This is a genomic window from Dickeya oryzae (assembly GCF_009372235.1).
Classification (GTDB): domain Bacteria; phylum Pseudomonadota; class Gammaproteobacteria; order Enterobacterales; family Enterobacteriaceae; genus Dickeya; species Dickeya oryzae.
The window spans coordinates 136,045-151,197 of sequence record NZ_SULL01000006.1 but is presented as its reverse complement, the minus strand read 5'-3'; the positions used below and the strand labels follow the sequence as shown (position 1 = coordinate 151,197).

General features: G+C 54.1%; 13 protein-coding genes. 5 read left to right on the top strand and 8 right to left on the bottom strand.

The features are described 5' to 3' along the window. Positions 1 to 26: 26 nt before the first annotated feature. Positions 27 to 527 (bottom strand): Lrp/AsnC family transcriptional regulator, encoded by a 501-nt coding sequence (locus FAZ14_RS12615; protein ID WP_016943234.1) that lies wholly within the window; start codon positions 525 to 527, stop codon positions 27 to 29. A gap of 221 nt (positions 528 to 748) precedes the next feature. Beyond that, positions 749 to 1,279, bottom strand: a complete 531-nt coding sequence (locus tag FAZ14_RS12610) for a chorismate mutase (RefSeq protein WP_029456558.1) — start codon at positions 1,277 to 1,279, stop codon at positions 749 to 751. Positions 1,280 to 1,864: 585 nt separating this feature from the next. On the opposite strand from FAZ14_RS12610, the gene FAZ14_RS12605 reads away from it, so the two are divergent. Beyond that, the gene (locus tag FAZ14_RS12605) at positions 1,865 to 3,325 is read left to right on the top strand and encodes a TrkH family potassium uptake protein (protein ID WP_029456557.1); all 1,461 of its coding nucleotides are present in this window, start codon (positions 1,865 to 1,867) and stop codon (positions 3,323 to 3,325) included. A 98-nt stretch (positions 3,326 to 3,423) separates the two neighbouring features. On the opposite strand, the gene FAZ14_RS12600 is transcribed toward FAZ14_RS12605, so the two are convergent. After that, positions 3,424 to 4,653 (bottom strand): MFS transporter, encoded by a 1,230-nt coding sequence (locus FAZ14_RS12600; protein ID WP_153508630.1) that lies wholly within the window; start codon positions 4,651 to 4,653, stop codon positions 3,424 to 3,426. A 467-nt stretch (positions 4,654 to 5,120) separates the two neighbouring features. On the opposite strand from FAZ14_RS12600, the gene FAZ14_RS12595 reads away from it, so the two are divergent. Continuing rightward, complete coding sequence (locus FAZ14_RS12595) at positions 5,121 to 5,831, top strand: phosphohydrolase (protein WP_016943230.1); 711 nt, start codon at positions 5,121 to 5,123, stop codon at positions 5,829 to 5,831. Positions 5,832 to 6,004: 173 nt separating this feature from the next. Continuing rightward, positions 6,005 to 6,811: an IclR family transcriptional regulator gene (locus FAZ14_RS12590; RefSeq protein WP_016943229.1), complete on the top strand. Its 807-nt coding sequence runs from the start codon at positions 6,005 to 6,007 to the stop codon at positions 6,809 to 6,811. Positions 6,812 to 6,941: 130 nt separating this feature from the next. Here the strand turns inward: FAZ14_RS12590 and FAZ14_RS12585 are convergent, their stop codons facing one another. The 5 genes from FAZ14_RS12585 to rhaB all read right to left on the bottom strand — a co-directional run bounded on the left by FAZ14_RS12585 (position 6,942) and on the right by rhaB (position 12,989). After that, a complete protein-coding gene (locus FAZ14_RS12585; protein ID WP_153508629.1) occupies positions 6,942 to 8,537 on the bottom strand; it encodes a methyl-accepting chemotaxis protein in 1,596 nt (531 codons plus the stop codon). Between the two features lie 376 nt (positions 8,538 to 8,913). Continuing rightward, positions 8,914 to 9,228, bottom strand: a complete 315-nt coding sequence (gene rhaM, locus FAZ14_RS12580) for an L-rhamnose mutarotase (RefSeq protein WP_016943227.1) — start codon at positions 9,226 to 9,228, stop codon at positions 8,914 to 8,916. A 181-nt stretch (positions 9,229 to 9,409) separates the two neighbouring features. Beyond that, on the bottom strand, positions 9,410 to 10,240 hold the full coding sequence (rhaD, locus tag FAZ14_RS12575) for a rhamnulose-1-phosphate aldolase (RefSeq protein ID WP_153508628.1): 831 nt from the start codon (positions 10,238 to 10,240) through the stop codon (positions 9,410 to 9,412). Positions 10,241 to 10,263: 23 nt separating this feature from the next. Then, the gene (locus FAZ14_RS12570; RefSeq protein WP_038925014.1) at positions 10,264 to 11,520 is read right to left on the bottom strand and encodes an L-rhamnose isomerase; all 1,257 of its coding nucleotides are present in this window, start codon (positions 11,518 to 11,520) and stop codon (positions 10,264 to 10,266) included. Next, positions 11,517 to 12,989 (bottom strand): rhamnulokinase, encoded by a 1,473-nt coding sequence (gene rhaB, locus FAZ14_RS12565; RefSeq protein ID WP_153508627.1) that lies wholly within the window; start codon positions 12,987 to 12,989, stop codon positions 11,517 to 11,519. The genes FAZ14_RS12570 and rhaB overlap by 4 nt, the downstream gene beginning before the upstream one ends. Positions 12,990 to 13,335: 346 nt before the next feature. On the opposite strand from rhaB, the gene rhaS reads away from it, so the two are divergent. Continuing rightward, positions 13,336 to 14,172 (top strand): HTH-type transcriptional activator RhaS, encoded by an 837-nt coding sequence (rhaS, locus tag FAZ14_RS12560; protein ID WP_012883212.1) that lies wholly within the window; start codon positions 13,336 to 13,338, stop codon positions 14,170 to 14,172. Between the two features lie 44 nt (positions 14,173 to 14,216). Beyond that, positions 14,217 to 15,071 carry an HTH-type transcriptional activator RhaR gene (gene rhaR, locus FAZ14_RS12555; protein WP_153508626.1) on the top strand — a complete coding sequence of 285 codons (855 nt, stop codon included), beginning with the start codon at positions 14,217 to 14,219 and terminating at the stop codon, positions 15,069 to 15,071. Positions 15,072 to 15,153 lie beyond the last annotated feature (82 nt).

Below are 15,153 nucleotides of genomic sequence, written 5' to 3'. Positions count from 1 at the left end.
GGCGTGATTGCTTGCAACACGCGTCCTTAAAACACCAATTGCGTTGTCGAGAGCACTTCCCGCAAGCCGATAAAGGAGCGGATCTGACGCACACCCGGCAGGAACAGCAACTGTTCAGCGTGCAGTTTATTGAAGCTCTGGTTGTCTTTGGTGCGGATCATCAGGATGTAGTCGAACTCGCCGGTGACCACGTGGCACTCCATGCAACCGCTGATCTTCTGCACCGCGGCTTCAAAATCTTCAAAACTTTTCGGGGTGGAGCGATCAAGTACGACACCGATTAATACCACCATGCCGACATTCAATGCCTGTGGATTCAGCAGCGCGACATAGCCTTTGATTAACCCTATCTGCTTCAGGCGTTCCACACGCCGCAGACAGGCGGGGGCGCTGAGCTTGACCTTTTCCGCCAGCGCTACATTGGAAATAGAGGAATCAGACTGGAGATAACGCAGAATCGCCAGATCAAATCGGTCAAGATTGAGGCCTTTGTCGTCTGGGCTGTCGGCTGTCGCGTTGGTTTTCATGATGGTCGAGTCTCAGTAAGAATCTGTCTTAATGTTGGTGAATGGCGCAGTAAAATTGCGCATAAAATGAGTATGACGCAATGTATTCAACATGGCACGGGACTTTATCGTCAGAGATTCGATGGGGCGACAGGTTTCTGTGGCGTGTGAGCTAAAGACAAGGGGACGGGAGGAGGAAAGCAGGAAGAGAGCGGCGCGCACAACGGGCACGCCGCCAGAGATTATTTCTGCAATTTGGCTTGTTTCAGGGCGTTGTACAAACGCGCCTTGTCGTGCTCGCTGAGGTTCTTCTGCGTAACGGCGTGCATAAACGCCGTGTGATTCAACTGGCTCAGGCTGCCGCCTTGTTTGTGCAGTGTACCGGCGAGTTGTTGCAGCAGGACACCGTTCAGTTTAGCGATTTGGGCGCGCACTTCGTCTAACGGACGCGGCTGCCAATCTTTCTCCGGCACGGCCAGCCAGTCAGCGCGGTAACGATACTGAATCGCCTTGGCGGCATCCATCTGCGCTTGAATAAAAGGGGTAACGGAATCGGCATCCAGCCCATACTGCGTAGCCTGCTGTCGGCTGGCTTTCAGTACGTTATCCTCTTGTTGCAGGTCCTCAATCGCCAGATGATGAGCCGCTTTGTAGCCAGCCACATCTTTCATGTAGCTGAGGCGTTGGTTAACCAGTGAGGCTAAATCGGCGCTTTCCGCTGCCAGTGCACTGGTGCTGATCAGGCAGGCTGCCAGACACATTGTCCGTAACATATTGTCTCCAGGTGGTTGAGAGTAAAAAGATAAAGCTGTTGTACTGGCTTTGTCATCGCTGTAGTTGCCGGTAGCGGCACGGCAATTGCGCAGTTTATCTTACGTGCATAACCACCTATTATGTGTCATGCGGTGGAGAGGGATTCGTAACCAGACGTACACTGATTTTGCATTTTGTGCGGTAATCACCAACGGTGATTGTATGTATTCGTGTTATTGAATAGGCGCTCAGCCCTGACGGCATGCGCTCTGGCGTGGCGGCTTGCTCTGCATACGCAGACGTCGGCTTGCGAAACGGACAGCGGAAGTCGCTTCATGTTTATAAATTTTTTATACTTTTTGACATACGCTGAAATGCCCTGCCCAGAATGTTGCCGCAGGAGGCGGGTGAGTTTATCGCCAGACATTGAGAGAGCGCATCATCGTGACCATACTTTAATATTGCTGATGTGATGGCCTGATTGCCCGAACCATGAATATTGTTTTGCTCCGATACGTACCTGACGTGTTGTTGGGGTTTAAACGTGAGCGTTTTTTCTTTCTGCCGAAGTATGCCGGTGTAACCCCTTGCAGTAAGGGCATGTAATGATTACAACAAGCCAGCTTATGGTAATTACGCGTCTCTGTAGCTTTCTCATCATGCTTTATAGTCTTTCGATGCTGCCACCATCACTGGTCGCGCTCTGGTTTAGGGAAAAGAGTTTTTTCGCTTTTTTATATACATTTTTGCTGGTATTTCCGATAGGGGTCGTGGGGTGGAGGTATACCCGACAGCAATTTTCACGGGTATTTCCCCGTGAAGGATTTCTGATCATCGTGATTTTCTGGTTGTTATTCTCATTGATTAGCGCACTGCCTCTGACGATTAGTAGTGATCTGAATATTTCATTCACTGATGCCATGTTTGAAGGTGTGTCCGGCATTACCACGACGGGCGGCTCGGTGCTGAGTAATATCGACAATTTGCCTAAATCAATATTGTTTTACCGTTCCCAACTGAATTTCATTGGTGGATTAGGCGTGATTGTTGTCGCTGTCGCTTTGTTGCCAATGTTGGGTATCGGGGGGGCCAGGTTGTACCAGTCTGAAACGCCGGGACCATTTAAAGAAGAAAGATTAACTCCCCGGCTGGCCGATACCTCACGACAACTCTGGGGCGTTTATTCGCTGCTGGCTATAGCCTGTGCATTGGCTTACTGGCTGGCTGGCATGTCCTGGTTCGATGCCTTATGTCACGCACTCTCTACCGTATCGCTGGGGGGATTCTCCAGTAAAACGGATAGCCTCGGTTATTATGCGAATAGCTATATTGAAATGGTCGGTGGGGTGTTTTCTCTGTTGGCCGGTGTGAACTTTATTCTGTATTACGTGGCATTATATCGGCGTAGCCTGAAACCTCTCTTCTATAACCCTGAACTGCGTTTTTACCTGCTGATATTTGCACTGGTGGCGGCGGTGGTGTGCGGTGAGTTGTATCGTCTGAATGTATTCGATGCACAAGATGCTTTCGTGCACGGTTTTTTCATGACGGCGTCAGTCATGACTGACAATGGTCTGGCAACCAGTGGTTACGCCAAATGGCCGGAGCATGTGGTGATTTTTCTCATGGCTTCCAGTTTTTTCGGCGGCTGTATTGGCTCTACTTGCGGTGGTATCAAGGCATTACGACTGTTGATTCTTTATAAGCAAAGCAAACGCGAACTGGAACAACTGGTTCGTCCTAATGCTATTTGCACGGTAAAAATCAACAATGTCACCTTACAGGAAAATGTCATCCGTTCAGTATGGAGCTTTTTCTTTCTCTACATTTTTTTCAGTTGTGTGTTTATTTTTTCGCTAAATCAGATGGGGTATGACCTGGTAACGTCATTTTCAACCGTAGCGGCGTGTATTAATAATATGGGCCTGGGGCTGGGGGCAACGGCTGATGGTTTTGGCGGCCTGAGTAACGGTGCCAAGTGGTTAATGTGCCTGGCGATGATAATGGGACGTCTGGAGATTTACCCAATTCTGGTACTGTTTTCTTCATCTTTCTGGCGTAGCTGAATAGTCAGCACAGATCAGAGGTCATCATGTCTTCGATGGTTGCGGGGAATAGGATGGCCTGCTGACGCCTTGCCACCCTCATCGGATACGCAGACCGGTTACTCGCAGGATGGAGAGGGCGTCTCTTGCTGAGGGGGGGCCTGCCTACGCCGCAGGCCAATCAACAACCCGATGCCTGCCAGTAGCGAGAGCGTGATAGCGATATGCATAAATCGGGTCAGCGGCCAGCCTTCGTGCTCGGACAAATACAGAAAGACCCCCATCAACGGCAGCACTGACTGGTTCAACAGCACAATGAGCGATGAGGTGCTGGCCAGTCGCTCGTAGGGGATGAGCGTCAGGCGCAGTGTTCGCATGATATTGCCGGTAAATACCTTGCCGACAATACCCAGTGAATAGAAGGTCAGGAAAGGCCCTAACTGGTCGAGCGTCGTGGTCAGCAGCAGCGACGCGATGACGATAAGGCCCAGTCCGATCGCCAGCAGCGTTTCCCGGCTCAGACGCTTGAGGGCGGCACCATAAACCAGCGTGGATAAAAATCCTGCCGCACCGGCGCAGATATCAATGAAACCAAAATATTTCACTGATAATCCCATTCGGTTTTCAATCAATGCCGCACCGCTAGACTCCACTAACCCATCAAACATATTATTTCCTAGCGCCAGTACGATCATCAAAATAATAAATGGACTTTTGATGATCGTTAGTAACGGAAATGAATTTATTTTGGTAGGTTGTGGTGTATTCATTTTATTTTCTGATACATCGTCTGATGTGAAAGTAAACAGGCGAGAAGTCAGAAAATAATATGCATTGCATAAATAGAGTGTAGCGGCAATATACAGCAGCGTCAGAAAACCGTATTCGTATAACACCATACCGATCAGCGGCCCCAGCACCATGCCGAGTAAATCTAATCGGGTCAATATATTAGCATCACGGTCAATATGACGGCTGTGGGCGGCGATCAGCTTTTCCACGGCAGTAATGGTTTGTGCGTTACCGATGGAAACTCCCGCACCCAGCAACCCACAGGTTAAGGCCAGGATCAACGGTTGCTCGTTAAAATTCAGTACCAGGCACAGCAGCAGGCAACCGAATGCCTTGAGCGCATCGGAAGCGATGGATACAGGGCGCACCCCCAAACGGTCAATCAATACGCCGAGCGCCGGGGTTATCACGATACGTGGCAGCCACCATAGCATATAAGACAAGCCGGAATAGGTCAGGCTTTGGGTTTCGGCATAGACCAGTACCGGAATAAGGAACACCATCAAGCCATCGGCGATAAACACCAATGTGAGGAAAAATAGCAAAACCGGACTCATGGGATAAATACCCCTGACAGCATCCCCGTCATGTTCAGGTGGCGGATACGCCGGTTTTTTTCGCCATCCTTGCCGATTGCTTTATCAGCGTTGCTCGTTCTATCAGCATCGATTGTCTTATCAGCATCGATTGCTCTATCAGCCGCTGAGGATGTGCTGCACCGTCGAGTCCTGCTACCCGAATTATTTAGGGTATATCAGGTCATGTTTTGTAAATTAAAAAAATGACGTAAGCGGGAAGTGGAAAATAAACGCTACGGCATCGTGTAAGACGGTAAATATAATAATGTGTTGCTGAGAAAGTAAATGTTTATTTATTGACAAAACGAGTAATAAACATTTTTTGTTTAAATAATTTCATCGCTTATTATCAAATTTGCAGAAAAACACTGAATGTATCAGTCATGTTGTTGTCATGACTTTCTGGCTATTCTGTCACAGTAGGCAGAGGAACACAGGAGTACAGCATGGATTTACCCGGTTTTGAGCAGGAACTCAGTCAATACGTCACCCGGCATTTGGCGGACTCCACCGATGGTGCGCATGATCACCACCATCTGGTGCGGGTGGCTAATAGTGCCCGTCACATTCAACAAAAAGAAGGGGGCGATCTGCGGGTGATTATCGCTGCGGCGTATTTGCATGACATTGTGCTGGTGCCGAAAAATCATCCAGATCGCAGCCGGGCATCACGTATGGCGGCGGAAGAAGCGGTGCGTATTGTGTCGCGTGATTTTCCTGATTTCCCCCGCGAGCTGCATTCGGCGCTGTTCCATGCGGTTGAAGCGCACAGTTTTAGCGCCGGTATCCCCGCCGAAACGCTGGAAGCTAAAATCGTGCAGGATGCCGACCGGCTGGATTCACTCGGTGCGCTGGGTCTGGCGCGGGTGTTTTATGTGGCAGGCATGATGGGGCGTCCGTTATTTGACGCGCAAGACTTGTTTGCCTGCGAACGTGAGCTGGACGATCGCCACTACACGCTGGATCACTTCCGCGTCAAACTGATGCGCCTGCCAGAAACCATGAATACGGCAGAGGGGAAACGCATTGCTGAAGTGAATGCCTCCTGGCTGGTGGATTTTCTTGCCAAACTGTCGGGGGAAGTGAACGGTGACCCAACGCAGCCTGACCCGCAGGTGCGTGAACGCTTTAACGCCTGGCACCCCTGGCTGGTCTGACAACGGCCTGTTCGGGCGCTGCGTCGACGGTTTTTGGCTGTCCCGGTAATCGTTGGGCTGTCATCGGTGATGAAAAATGGCGGTGATGTACACGCAGAGCGGCTGGGATCACGTCATATAATGTCGAATCATGCTATCGATAAGCGAAACTATTCAGTCAGAGGGACGGATGGATGGGAGCGTTGTCGCACAGTCATGAGAAACCGGCGGGTAATCAGAGCCTGTTACGGGGATTTCTACTGCTTGAGATTTTAAGCAATTACCCGAATGGTTGCCCGCTGGCCCACCTGGCAGGCTTGGCCCAGCTTAATAAAAGTACCGTGCATCGCTTGTTGCAGGGGTTGCAGGCCTGCGGCTACGTGACCCCGGCACCTGCGGCGGGCAGCTATCGTTTGACCACCCGGTTTATTACCGTCGGGCAGACATCACTGGCACCGCCAGAGGTGCTGCGACTGATTGCACCGCCGTTGCAGGCATTGAACGCGGCGACCGGTGAGACCGTCAATTTTTCCAGACGTGAAGGCGATTACTGCATTTTGATCCATAAGCAGGAGCCGACTATCGGTATGTTGCGTACCCTCGCCTATCTGGGGCAGCAGATGACGTTATTCAGCTCGGCGATGGGGAAGCTATTCTTAGCCGATGATACGGACGACGCGCTCTTTGCCTACTGGAACAAGCATCAGACGCCTATTCGCAAGCTGACCCCCTCTACCATTACCGATCCGTGGCACATGCAGCGGGAACTGGAAGACGTGCGTCGGCGTGGGGTCGCGTTCGACAGGGAAGAGCATGAAGTCGGCGTATCCTGCATGGCGGCACCGGTATTTGATGCGGATCAGCGGGTGAAGTACGCCATTTCGCTGTCACTCTCTTCGGCCAAGTTACGCCAAATCGATGAAGAAACGTTGTTAACGCCGTTACGCCAGACCGCACAGGCGCTCTCCCTGGCACTGAAAACCCTGCCTGATGAGCAGTGAAACGCATCCCTTCGGGTAGCGGGGGATAACGGTCAGGAGAAAAGGGGATTGAGCGCAGTAGAAGAACCGGGTGGAGCGGATAAGGTAGAACAAACGGGCTGTCGTAGGACGGCCCGTTTGTTTGTATCGGTTAGTTAAGACGCAGTGCGGATTGCTGAGCCTGCGCGTTTAACTGGAAGAAGCGAACTGAGTCGCGCAACTGCTCGCCTTGTTCCGTCATGGACTGTGCGGCAGTCGCGGCTTGCTCGACCAGCGCCGCGTTCTGCTGGGTGACGCGATCCATCTGATCGATGGCGACGCTGATTTCCTTAATCCCCTGATGCTGTTCGTTGGACGCCATCGAGATTTCAGCCACGATGTCGGTGACTTTGTTGACTGAACTGACGATGTCCTCCATCGCCTGATTGGCGGTATCCGCATGGCGGGAGCCATCGGTAATTTTCTCGACCGTACCTTCGATCAGCGTTTTGATCTCTTTGGCGGCGTTGGCACTCTTTTGCGCCAGGTTACGCACTTCACCGGCCACAACAGCAAATCCCTTACCTTGCTCACCGGCACGGGCCGCTTCCACCGCCGCGTTGAGCGCCAGAATATTGGTCTGGAAGGCGATGCCTTCAATCACCGAGATAATATCGACGATCTTCTGCGAACTGTGGGAGATTTCATGCATCCGCTTGAGCATGTCATCCACCACGTTGCCGCCGTGCACCGCCGTCTGCGAGGTTTGCCGTGCCAGCTCGCTGGCCTGATGGGCGTTGTCCGCGTTACGTTTTACCGTTTCGGTAATCTGCTGCATGTTGGAGGAGGTTTGCACCAGCGATGCGGCCTGCTCTTCGGTACGCTGTGACAAGTCGCTGTTACCCTGCGCTATTTCGCTGGCGGCCAGTGAAATAGACTCGCTGCCATCAACAATACCCCGGATGATTTCCGCCAGCTTGTCGTTCATTAACTTCATGGTCGCCAGTAAGCTGGTGGTGTCGCCGTGGCGAAGCGCAATCGGCACGCACAGATTGCCTGATGCCACCTGGTTCATGATTGAGGCGGCATAATCCGGCTCGCCACCCAATTGGCGCGACAGACTACGGGTGATCAGTGTCGTGATAACCGCGGTGGCGATAAGTGCCAGCACCAGCAGACCGGAGAGCATATACAGCGCATGCTGATAGCCTTCCTCTGACGCTGCCCCGGCCTGATCGCCAGTGGCAATTTCCATATCCACCAATTGCGCCAGATCTTTCATTAACTGGGTGCGGTATTTGGAGGAAACGGCACCGCTGATTTTGCTGGCTTCGTCCAGCTTCCCACCGTTAACAGCCTCGATGACCTTGGCATTAACATCGACAAAGTTCTTAAAGTTATCCACCACCTGATTGAATAAGGCTTGTTTTTCCTGTGGTGCATTCTTCAGCAGGCTGGCGTAGTTAGCCTGCGCCTTAAGAAACAGATCCTGATCCTGTAGTAATTCAACCCGATGGCCTTCGACTTCTTGCGGGGTTTTTGAGGCGATATATTGCACCTGCTGCAGTCGAATTTCCGACAGCATGCCGCGCATTTCCAGTGTATAACGCACCCCCGGCATACGGCTGTCTTTAAACGTGACCACATTATTATCACTGGCGTTGAGCTGGTAGATAGCCACAACCCCCAACAACAACATCATGACAATGAGCACAGAGAAACCGAGCAGGAGTTTGGAGAAGACAGTTAATTGTGAGAGTTTTTTCATCGCTGCTTTCTTTTATTAACGGACGGTATCTTTAATAACGGCATGGTAATTCAAAAATTTATTCCCGTGATAGGTTCTGGTCATCATTTTGGCAAATTGTTTTTTATTTTTGGAACGGCGTTTTTGTGACAACGATGGGTGATTTTTTATCGTTTTTATGGGTCAGAAAATATTGATGACGTGATGTCATGATGGGGCGGCGTTATTCTGTGAATCACGCCGTTTCACACAAAAAAAATAATAGTATGAATGGATGTCGGTGACGACCGCCACGCGGTGGCTCACCCGGCGAAGGCGTCCACCTCAGCACTGTTTGGGACGCCAGAAAACCCTACTTACCGATAATCAAGGTGTTTGCCAGCGATCTAATAGCAAATTAGTCAAGATAGAAAACCGGTGCGAGTTCTGCGCTGACGGGGCTGTTGTCCGGGTTGGCGGGCATCACCTCTGTCATGTATTTCCACCAGCGCTGGCAGACGTCAGTCTGAGCGATGGCATTCCAGCGTTCCTCTGATTCGATTTCCACATACGCGAACAGCAGGTGGCGAGTCGGGTCGAGGAAAATACTGTAATGGTGTGCGCCGTGGGCTTTTAACTCGGCCTCCAATTCCGGCCAGATAGGTGTGTGGCGACGTTGGTATTCGCCGTGGCATTCCGCAAAGACCTGCATCACAAAGGCTTTTCTCAACATGATGGTCATCCTGTGGCGAGTGATCGCTAAAACGGTTATCCCGCATGAAGCGGGGGAAAACGTCCCTGTGTCCCAGGCGGGCGGCGTGCAATAACCCGGTTTCACCCGCTGTCACCTGACGGTGAACCCGGCGGTTGTTGCTGCCCACCGGGTGTCCTGAAGACTGAGGCGAGCCTGCCTGTTATGCGAGGGGGTGCAAAGCAGCCGCCATTGGCGTAACCCCAAAGCGCTGGCCAAGGGCGATCAGCTCCTCGGTCGAGATGGTCTGTTTTTTCCCACCCATCGAACGCACCTTGACCATTACTTCTGCTGATTTCTCAGCGGTGTCGATCAGGCCGAAGGCATCATCCAGCGAGGGGCCGGTGCCGAAAATACCGTGGAACGGCCACAATACCAGCGAGTGGTGCCGCATTTGTTCTGCTGTCGCATCGCCGATGGCGTCCGTTCCCGGCACCATCCACGGGACAATCCCTACGCCGTCTGGGAATACCACCAGACATTCGGTACTGCCTTCCCACAGTTCACGGGTGAAGGTGGCGCTCTTCAGTTCCAGCACATAGCTCAGTGCGATCAGGTTGGTGGCGTGGCAATGCATGATCACCCGATCCCGTCCGCCGCTGACCTTCATACGCACACTGTGCGACTGGAAATGGGCCGCCAGCTCGGAAGTCGGCAGGCCACCGTGGGTCAGCCCCCAGAAAATACGATAACCACGACCGTCGCCATCTACCTGCAATAGCACCAGATTGTCCGCCGGGTCCAGTTGCACATTGCGAAAGAACTTGCCGGACCCGGTGACGATAAACCAACAGCCAGCCAGTTCCGGCATGGGCTGAGACAGCGTTTCATGGCGCGGGTGTGGATAGAAATCGCTTTCAAATGGCGTCACATCGTTTGTGGTCAGGCGCAGGCTGATGTTGCCGCCGTTGCGCTCATCCCAGCCTTTGAGCCACATGTCGCTGGTGGCTTTGATCATTCCCTGTACAAACCAGGAGGAGAGAATTGATTGCATGGTGAATCCTTAACGTTGACCGATTAACGTTGACAGAGAACGGTGTTTTCGTAGTGACGTACTGATTGCAGCCAGTCGCTGCCGGGCATGACGTCATGTTGCTGGCAGTAGTGCTCCCACACCGCCTGCCACGGCAGCGATTTCTGTTCTTCCAACAGTGCCAGACGCGCGGTGTAGTCACCGTTTTGTTCCAGCGTGCGCAGCGTGTCAGTCGGTTCCAGCAACGCGCGCAGCAAGGCTTTTTTCATGTTGCGGGTGCCGATAACCCAGGCGGCGATGCGGTTGATGGAGGCGTCGAAGAAATCCAGCCCGATATGCACCCGGTTAAACAGGTGATGGCGCACGATTTCATGGGCGATGGCCTGGGTTTCGTCATCCAGCAGCACCACGTGGTCGCTGTCCCAACGTACCGGGCGGCTGACGTGCAGCAGCAGGCGTGGCACAAACAGGCTGGCGCTGGAGATCTTGTCGGAAATCACTTCGGTGGGGTGGAAGTGCCCGGCGTCCAGACAGAGCGCTGTCTGGCGACTGGTGGCGTATCCCATGTAAAACTCGCCGGAGCCGACGGTAAAACTTTCCGCCCCTAACCCGAACAGCTTGCTCTCTACCGCATCGATATGGTGGGCCGGATCCAGTTTTTCTGCGATCACCTCGTCCAGTGACGCCAGCAACCGTTGGCGGAATGCCAGCCTGTCTACCGTCAGGTCTTTCATCCCGTCCGGGATCCAGATATTCATGACTGAGGCTGTCCCCAGCTCGCGGCCGAACCAGGCGGAAATGCGGCGGCTGGCCTGACAGTGTTCTATCCAGAAGCGACGTATTTTTTCGTCCGGGTGTGACAGGGTAAAGCCGTCGCTGCTAAAGGGGTGTGAAAAACAGGTTGGGTTAAAATCCAGCCCCAGATGTTGTTCTTTGGCCCACGCGACCCAGTTGCTGAAATGCTGTGGTTCGATGGCATTACGCGCCACTGGCGTCTCCGATTCCAGATAGATCGCATGCAGATTAAGGCGTTTCGGGCCGGGAATGTGGCGAAAGGCTTGCTCCAGGTCGGCGCGTAATTCGCTGGCGTCGCGTGCCTTGCCGGGGTAGTTACCGGTTGCCTGAATACCGCCGGTCAACGCCCCGCCGTTGTGTTCGAAGCCGGTGACGTCGTCGCCCTGCCAGCAGTGGATGGAAACCGGAATCTGATCGAGCTGGCGCAGTGCGGCATCCACATCGATGTTCAGGCGGGCGTAACGTTCCTGGGCCAGACGCCAGGCTGTTTCTAGTGCGGTATTCATACGGTGAGCTCCTCATTAATCTGACACAGCGCCTGAAAACGACGCCAGTGGTCAGCAAAATCACTATCCTGTCGGGGGATAAACGGTTGTAGCGGGATGTTGTCGGTGAGAAGACGGCGAAACGCCTCCAGGTCTGCCACGTCGCCCTGGGCTATCAACTGACAGCCGATATTGCCGAGGGTAGAGGCCTCAACCGGACCGGCCAGCACCGGCACCTGACAGACGTCAGCACACAGTTGGTTGAGCAGGTGGTTGCGGCTACCGCCGCCGACAACATGCAAATGGCGTAACGGCGTGCCGCACAGCGCACCGAGTGTCAGCAGCCCTTGGCGGTAGGACAACGCCAGGCTATCCAGAATGCAGCGCACCAGCGCCACAGTGCTGACGGGGTGTGGCTGGTCGTGTTCACGGCAGAGTTCGCGCAGGGCATCGCTCATGGAAGGCGGGTTAATCAGCCGTTCGTCGTTTGGGTTTATCAGGCTGACAAAACCCGGTTGTGCTGCCGCCGCGTCGAGCAAAGCGGGCAGGTCGGTGACCTGTTGTTCCTGACATACCCGTTGTAATAGCCAGAGCCCCATAATATTTTTCAGTACCCGATAGCGGCCGCCGACACCCCCTTCATTAGTGAGGTTCGCGGCCAGCGCCGCCGGGCCGGTCAGCGGCGTCTGGCTTTCAATGCCGATAAGCGACCAGGTACCGGAGCTGAGATAAGCACTGTCTGCATCGGTTAGCGGGGTGGCGACCACCGCACTGGCGGTATCGTGGGTCGCCACGCTCACGACCGGTACCGCGCGGCCGCTGGGTGCGACCCACTCGCCGAGCCGCTGGCCCGGTTGATGCGGGGTGGCGAGCCAGTTGGGATGTATGCCCAGATAATCCAGCAGGCCGTGGTCCCAGTCACCGCTGTCCAGATTCAGCAACTGTGTGGTGCTGGCGTTGGTGTATTCGCAGGCTATCTGGCCGGTTAACCGATAGTGAAAATAATCCGGGATCAGCAGCAGATGTGCCACCTGCCCCCAAACGTCCGGTTCCTGCTGGCGCAGCGCCCGCAGTTGGTAGAGGGTATTGAACGGCAAAAACTGAATACCGGTCTGGCGGTAGAGGCGCTCGCGGCCCAGTTCGGCGGTGACCTGCGCCATCTGGCCATCGGTGCGATGGTCACGGTAAGAGTAGGTCAGGCCCAGCCGGTTACCTTGCTTATCCAGCGCGACCATATCCACCCCCCAGCTGTCGATACCGATGCTGACCGGGTGAATGCCGCGAGCGTCGATGGTTTCAAGCCCGTGTCTAATCTGGCGTTCCAGTTCGTCCAAATCCCACAGGTGATGCCCCTGCCAGTGACGCAGCGGGTTGCTGAAACGGTGAATTTCCTCCAGCGTTAACCGGCGGGTTTCGGTTTCCAGCGATGCCAGCATGACCCGTCCGCTGGAAGCACCAAGATCGACCGCCACATAATGCCTGACCGCCATTGCTGTTCTCTCCGTTATCGATAAGGTGTGGGTGACTGTGTTTGGCAGTGTAGGAAAGTTGCGGCGGCGGCACCTTTGGGTGAGTGCCACCTGAAAAATGGGGATGGCAAAATGGCAAAGTTGGCTGTGAAGCGGTTCACGATTTGCGGTGATAGCTGGTGAGTGACCCGCGTTGGACGAGCGATAAACGCCTGTGATCCTGACCACATTTCAGTGATTTAACGGCTGAATCTTGAAAAAATGACCTCGCGAGGGCCATGTCGCGGCGCTATTTTAAGGCGCAGGGGCCGCCCTTCTGACTACGCTATCTGACAGGCGAATCAGTCAGGTGGAAGGGGAAGATGACATGACACAACTTCATGGCGAGGAGTTTTTTGTTTCACCCGCGGCGACAGTCGCCGTAGAACCCCGGATGCCGCAGCACGCCTTTCCCGAGCACTATCACGACTTTTGGGAGATAGTGCTGGTCGAGCAAGGTGCCGGTGTACACGTGTTCAACGATCAACCCTTCGCGCTCTGTAGCGGGGCGGTGTTTTTCGTGCGCGACAACGATCGCCATCTGTTTGAACAGGTGGAGGAACTGCACCTGACCAATGTGTTGTATCGCTCGCCGCGTGGGTTCCGTTTTCTGTCGGACATCGCGCCGTTTCTGCCGTATGGCGCTAATGGCGAGTGGCTGGGGCAATGGCAATTGAATGCCGGGACGCAGCAGCAGGTCAAGCAGTTGATTCTGCAACTGGCGGCGCTGGCGCGCCATGAGCGACCGGAAGATATTGCGACCAGCGAAAGCCTGTTCCTGCAAATTCTGGTGCTGCTGCGGCAAAAGAGCTTTCAGACGCAGGGGGACGGCAGCGAGCGGCTGGGGATTCAGGCGTTGCTGGGCTGGTTGCAGCATAACTTCTGCGAAGAGGTGGACTGGGACACGCTGGCGGACCGTTTTTCGCTGTCGTTGCGTACGCTACACCGACAGGTAAAACAGCGCACCGGCATGACGCCGCAGCGTTACCTGAACCGGTTGCGTCTGCTGGAAGCGCGGCGTCGGTTGCAGCACAGTGATGACTCGATTACCACCATCGCCCATGATTGTGGTTTCAGTGACAGTAATCACTTCTCCACCCAGTTCCGCAAAGCCTTTTCGCTGGCCCCGAAAGCGTTGCGCCATCAGGCGCTGTGTGAGGACTAAGAGCCCTAATGGGATAGGCTCTAACGTGACAGGGGCGACAGGCTGTGCCATCCCGCGGGTTAAAGCTACGAACGGAAGATTACTTTCTTACCGATAAAAATACGGTCACGGTGGCGGAGCGCAGCCCGCAGCCTGCGTTTCCGTTGCATCACCACGACTTTGACGAGCTGGTGATTGTCTGGCGCGGCAATGGCCTGCACCTGTGGAATGATGTGCCTTATCGCATCACCTGCGGCGATCTGTTTTATGTCTCCGCCCGTGATCGTCACAGTTATGAATCGGTGCACGATCTGGAGCTGGACAATATTCTCTATATCCGCGAGCGCCTGACGCTGCCTGCCGACTGGCAAAATTTGTTGCCCGGCGGTGAGGTCTCGCAGCAGCAACGTTACTGGCGGCTGGCGACCCAGAGCATGGATCTCCTGCGCGACAAAGTGGAAAACCTGGCGCAGGAGTGCATGAAATCAGACCTGCTGTCGTTACAGCTTAGCGAAGTACTGCTGTTGCAGATTGCACTACTGGCGATGCGGTATCGTTACGCACCGGAAAGCACCCAACTGGCGGATGCCCAGCAACTGGATTTGCTGATGAATGCGCTGCGCGCCAGCATTGCCCGACCGTTTCGGCTGGAAGATTTCTGCCAGTTGCACGGCATCAGCATGCGTAGCCTGCGTAGTCGCTTCAAACAACAGACCGGTATGAGCGTGGCGCAATACCTGCGCCAGTTGCGGCTTTGTCGGGCGATGGAATTGCTGCGCCACAACCGGCAAACCATCAGTGAGGTGGCGGCTGAATGCGGTTTTGACGACAGCAATTATTTTTCCGTGGTATTTCATCAGGCGTTTGGTGTCACACCCAGCGGTTACCGGCAGCGCTTTCAGTCTGGCGCTAAAGTGTGAGCCAGTGGCGGCTCATTATTTCGAGGAAGGTTACCGTGCTGAGCGTGAGGTGCGGTAATAGCGCCAGAGTTTTATGATGGCG